Source organism: Pontibacter sp. BAB1700 (assembly GCF_000277005.1).
Taxonomy (GTDB): Bacteria; Bacteroidota; Bacteroidia; order Cytophagales; family Hymenobacteraceae; genus Pontibacter; species Pontibacter lucknowensis.
This window is the reverse complement of sequence record NZ_AKIS01000217.1, coordinates 1-4,859: the sequence shown is the minus strand read 5'-3', so window position 1 is coordinate 4,859 and position 4,859 is coordinate 1. Positions and strand designations below refer to the sequence as shown.

General features: G+C 53.6%; 5 protein-coding genes. 2 read left to right on the top strand and 3 right to left on the bottom strand.

What is annotated here, in order from left to right; translation table 11 throughout:
- Positions 1-91: 91 nt before the first annotated feature.
- From O71_RS20125 to O71_RS20115, 3 genes are read right to left on the bottom strand one after another with little or no spacing between them, the layout of a single operon-like run.
- Complete coding sequence (locus O71_RS20125; protein ID WP_007660789.1) at positions 92-736, bottom strand: hypothetical protein; 645 nt, start codon at positions 734-736, stop codon at positions 92-94.
- The gene (locus tag O71_RS22260; RefSeq protein WP_007660786.1) at positions 737-2,101 is read right to left on the bottom strand and encodes a TonB family protein; all 1,365 of its coding nucleotides are present in this window, start codon (positions 2,099-2,101) and stop codon (positions 737-739) included.
- On the bottom strand, positions 2,088-2,687 hold the full coding sequence (locus O71_RS20115) for an RNA polymerase sigma factor (protein WP_007660784.1): 600 nt from the start codon (positions 2,685-2,687) through the stop codon (positions 2,088-2,090). Before O71_RS20115 ends, O71_RS22260 begins: the two co-directional genes overlap by 14 nt.
- 98 nt (positions 2,688-2,785) lie before the next feature.
- Here O71_RS20115 and O71_RS27630 point away from each other — a divergent pair, with 98 nt between their 5' ends.
- The gene (locus tag O71_RS27630; protein ID WP_007660782.1) at positions 2,786-3,022 is read left to right on the top strand and encodes a hypothetical protein; all 237 of its coding nucleotides are present in this window, start codon (positions 2,786-2,788) and stop codon (positions 3,020-3,022) included.
- Positions 2,968-4,653 (top strand): von Willebrand factor type A domain-containing protein, encoded by a 1,686-nt coding sequence (locus O71_RS20105; RefSeq protein ID WP_369751004.1) that lies wholly within the window; start codon positions 2,968-2,970, stop codon positions 4,651-4,653. The genes O71_RS27630 and O71_RS20105 overlap by 55 nt, the downstream gene beginning before the upstream one ends.
- The last annotated feature ends 206 nt before the right edge of the window (positions 4,654-4,859 follow it).

Below are 4,859 nucleotides of genomic sequence, written 5' to 3'. Positions count from 1 at the left end.
CTCTGGCCGCTACTTTTAAAAACTGGGCCAGAGGCCCCACGATAGTAGACACGAGCGAAGACGCTCGCGCCATAAAAAGGGTCTCCTGTTTTTAGGAGAGCCTTTTTTGCTCACTGTATAGTGCTAACTCCCGCTGCAGATTTGCTCTTGCTTTATCCTCAAAAGCCCCCTGAAATTCCAAGGTTTTGTAGATATGTTCCTGAGCTAAAAAATGCAGTAGCACCTTGCGCCTGCCGGGTTTGTAAACCAGGTCAGGATAGATGCTATATTCTTTCCGCACACCCTGGCTATACCTGTCGTAGCGCTTCTGATCTGCGCCTAGTATGGCAAGATTCAGGTCGAGTAGCAGGTTGATCAGGTCATTTTTGTGTGTCTGATGCGACTTGGTGGCGATGATCATTTCTTTCACCTGCAGTATGTCGACCTCAGGTATACCGAGCCGGTGCAGGCGCTCTTCAGCAAGGGCGGCACTCTGCTCTTCGTTGTCAGAGCGGGTTGCCTTGTACACGATGTCGTGGTAAAAAATGGCGAAGCGCAACAGGTCCTGTTGCGGTGACTCCTGCTTATACCTGTCGGCCAGTTCCAGCATGTAAGCAATGTGCTCGAGGTTGTGGTAGTGCCTGTCTTTGGCGGTATAGGCCTTTTCCAGTTCATCCCACAGTTGCCTGATTAAAGTCTCGTCTGAGGTATAGCTGCGGCAAAGCGCCTCCCATGCTGATTTTACGTAGTCCTCCATTTACTTTCCTTTTTCTGGTCTGAAGCGAACAACGATCCGAACCTGCTGTTCTATCTTATGCCCATCCTGTGTCGCTGGTTCCCACTTCGGACCCTGTGCTACCAGTCGCATGGCTTCATCATCGCAGGGTTCGCACAGGCTACGGACCACTTCCAGATTTTCGAGGGCACCGCTTGTGGTTACCGTGGCCCGCACCACCACACGGCCTTTCGGCATGTCTGGGGTATAGCGCAGGTTTTCGGCTAAGTACTGACGGTAGGCCTTGTGCCCCGCAGCTGGTCTGGCTGCCACAACTGGGGCCGGGTTGGTTCTGTATTGACGGGTGACGACCACTTCGCTTAGAGATTTTGTATCTAAGGCCAAATCCATGGTGATCGGATCGGCACCGGCATATACCCCTGCCTCTCTGGATTGATAGCCAATGTACCGGAAAACCAGCGTTGCTTTTTCATCCGGCAAGGTCAGCACGAAATTTCCCTCTTTATCGGTAGCCACGCCTTGTGTAGTGCCTTTCACCACAACCGAAACGCCGGGCAGGGGAGTACCATTCTGATCGATCACTTTCCCCTGCACCTGATTCGGGCCTAATTGTTTGTTGCGCTGTACCTGCACACCTGCTACTCTTCTCTGCAGGGCCTTGGCCACGGAGGTGCTTTCCGGCATCATGGTGTTTCGTTGCGGGGGTGGCGGTACTGTCACTTCGGCCAGTTGCGCGGACTGTGCCGTAACTGGCTTTTCAGGTATAGACTCTGTGAGGTCAGCGACATTTATTTCAACTTCCACGTCCTCCAGATCATCAGCTAAAAGCACTTCTTCCCGAGCAGCCGGGCTTTTGCGTGTCCGGGGGGCATGAAGCGTTCTCGGTTGTGTGACAGCGGCTATCTGGCTCGGGCGCACGGTATCCGGCTTGGCATCTGCAACAGTCTCAGTCGCAGCCGGCGATTCGGCCTTATCACCCAAATTCATCGCCTCCTGAATTGCCTTTTCCTGCTGGGCGGCTATGCCTTGATGTTCTCTCACCTGCTGGTAGTTGTAGTAGAACACCACGATCGTGGATAGCAGCATCATGGCCAGCGCAGCGGCTACTTTCCAGTCGGTCAGGTATAGCGGCACGGGCTTGCGTTTCTGCCGGCGGCTTTTGGCAGCGATGCGTCGGTTGATGTCCCGCACATGGCTTTCGGTCTGGGCAGCATCCGACACAGCCAATCCCTCCAGCACATCCGAGCACAGGTCGCAGTCCAGCAAGTGGCGCTCCAGCTGGTGGTGCAGGGCTTCGGGCAAAGTGCCTTCATGGTACTGCTCCAGCAGTTCCACGGAAGGGTGGTCGCCCTGATCCCAAAGTATATGTCGCTTATCTGGCTGCATGGTTTTTCTCCATGATGATTTTCAGGTTTCGCTTTCCGTTCTGGATGTAGCTTTTCACTTTATTCAGGTCGCAGCCCGTGAGGGCGCTGATCTCTTTGTAACTCTTCTGCTGCAGGTAAAACAGCTCCACACATTCCAGCTGTTGCGGAGGCAACTCCTTTAGGGCCGCGTGCAAAGCCTGTTCCATCTTCTCGTTCTCCTCTGCGTCAGAAGGATGCAGGGGCTCCGTGTTTTCCATAACGGGCGGGGCATTATCGGAGAGCGGCACGGTGGTTTTGTGCTTGTTGGCCCTCAGCTGCATCAGGCAGAAGTTGCGGGTGGTCACATGCAGCCAGCTCTTGAAATTGCTGACTTCGTGCTGCAGCAGGGCTTTCGAAACATGCTCGAACAACTGCATGGTGGCGTCTTTGCTTTCTTCCGGGTCCTGCAGGTATTTCTGGCAGACAAGGTATACCAGTTTGGAGTGGCGCTGAAACAATTCCCCCAGATGCTCCAGATCGCCCGTCTCCTTGTAGAGGCGCACCAGCTCCGCATCGTCGGGCGGCGGCTTGGCGTTGGTGAAGAGCTTGATGAAGAAAGGGAGCATGTGCCGGGAATGAATTTCTAAAGAAAAGAAAAATATTCTGAAAATTTATGGAAAGCCTGTGGAGGTGGCATCATGTCGGAAACCAAAACATAATAGCCATGAAAAAAAATCTCTTCCTGCTGCTCGCCCTGATGCTTTTCGGGCTGACTGCAACCGCGCAAAGCCGCACCATCACCGGCACTGTAACCGACTTTAATGATGGCAGTCCGCTGCCAGGTGTGAGCATCCTGATCAAAGGTCCTCCAAAGGTACCTCCACTGACCAGCAGGGCAAGTATAGCCTGGCTATATCGGATGACAATGCCACACTTGTGTTTCGATTCATCGGGTATATGACACAGGAAATAAAGGTAGGGAAGCGGAATGTGCTAGATGTGAAAATGCAGCTGGATACCAGACAGCTATGCGAAGTGGTTGTGGTGGAGCAAAGTTTGCCCCGGGCACTGGCAGGTAAGGTGGCAGGTGTCTTCTCGGGAAGAAACAGAGCAGAGAACATGACTTACGCTGCTGCTCCTGTGTTTGATGCCGCCCCACTGGTGCACAATACCGAGAACTACGACTTCATCAAAGAAAATTCTTTTTTAGACGCGCAGAAAAATCCGCTTTCCACTTTCTCTATCGACGTCGACAATGCCTCTTACAGCAACGTGCGCCGCTTCCTGAATCAAGGCCAGCGCCCGCCTGCCGATGCCGTTCGCATTGAGGAGATGGTGAACTATTTCAACTACGACTACCCGCAGCCAGCTGGTGATGCGCCTTTCTCGGTGACAACGGAGCTTTCAGCCTGTCCTTGGAACAAACAAAACCAATTGTTGCACATCGGTCTGCAGGGCAAGCGTGTACCTACCGATCAGCTGCCGCCTTCCAATCTGGTTTTTCTGATCGATGTGTCCGGGTCGATGTTCTCGCCTGATAAACTCCCGCTCGTGAAAGCCGGATTGAAGCTGCTGGTGGAGGAGCTTCGTCCGCAGGATCAGGTATCCATGGTGGTCTACGCTGGTGCTGCAGGGCTGGTGCTGCCCTCTACTTCCGGAAAAGAAAAGAAGAAAATCATTGCAGCATTAGACAAACTGGAAGCAGGTGGTTCAACTGCCGGTGGAGCAGGCATCAACTTAGCCTATAAAGTAGCCGAGGAGAACTTCGTGAAAGGGGGCAACAACCGCGTGATACTGGCATCGGACGGTGACTTCAACGTGGGCGTGAGCAGCGACAGCGATCTGCAACGCCTGATCGAGAAGAAGCGTGAAACCGGTGTTTTCCTAACCGTGCTGGGTTTTGGCACCGGCAACCTGAAAGACTCGCGCATGGAGCAGCTGGCCAACAAAGGCAATGGAAACTACGCTTACATCGACAACATCCGGGAAGCACAGAAAGTGTTTGTAAGCGAGTTCGGCGGCACCCTCTTCACTATTGCCAAGGATGTGAAGCTGCAGTTAGAATTTAACCCCGCCAAAGTAAAAGCCTACCGCCTGATCGGCTACGAAAACCGCGCACTGGCCAACGAAGAGTTCAACGACGACAAAAAAGATGCTGGCGATATGGGCTCCGGCCACACCGTCACAGCGCTGTATGAAATTGTGCCAGCTGGCGCAGACTCTGAGACACAGGCAGGACAATTGGACGAACTGAAGTACCAGAAAACAACCCTCGACCCGAAAGCCAAAAGAACCGACGAAATGCTCACCATGAAACTCCGCTACAAAGAACCGGACGGCGAGACCAGCCGGTTGATGACCACCACGGTGAGCAGTCAGGCTATACCTGCCGCCCAGACCTCCGACAACTTCCGCTTCTCCGCCGCCGTGGCTGCCTGCGGCATGCTGCTCCGTGACTCCGAGTTCAAAGGCAATGCGTCTTTCCCGATGGTGTTGGAACTGGCGAAGAATGCCCGCGGCAAGGATGAAGAGGGGTATCGGATTGAGTTTGTGAATCTGGTGAAGTCAATGGGGTTGTTGAGTGAGAGGTAAGGGGTTTTTCTTTTGTTGAAGAGGAAGAAGGAGTGATTACTTCTTCCTTTTCATTGACCCAAGTACATCGTCTATGGCGCGAGCGTCCTCGCTCGTGACTGCTATGGTGGGGCCTCTGGCCCCTTTGCTAGGTATAGCCTCTGTCTTGTTTCATAGCTTGCCTTGGCCAGGCGGGCGGGAGTTTCGCATGTGCGGCGGGCACCTAC

Coding starts and splice junctions, on each gene's coding strand:
- O71_RS22260 (WP_007660786.1), bottom strand. CDS start 2,101: ATGCAGCCAGATAAGCGACATATACTTTGGGATCAGGGCGACCACCCT.
- O71_RS20115 (WP_007660784.1), bottom strand. CDS start 2,687: ATGCTCCCTTTCTTCATCAAGCTCTTCACCAACGCCAAGCCGCCGCCC.
- O71_RS27630 (WP_007660782.1), top strand. CDS start 2,786: ATGAAAAAAAATCTCTTCCTGCTGCTCGCCCTGATGCTTTTCGGGCTG.
- O71_RS20125 (WP_007660789.1), bottom strand. CDS start 736: ATGGAGGACTACGTAAAATCAGCATGGGAGGCGCTTTGCCGCAGCTAT.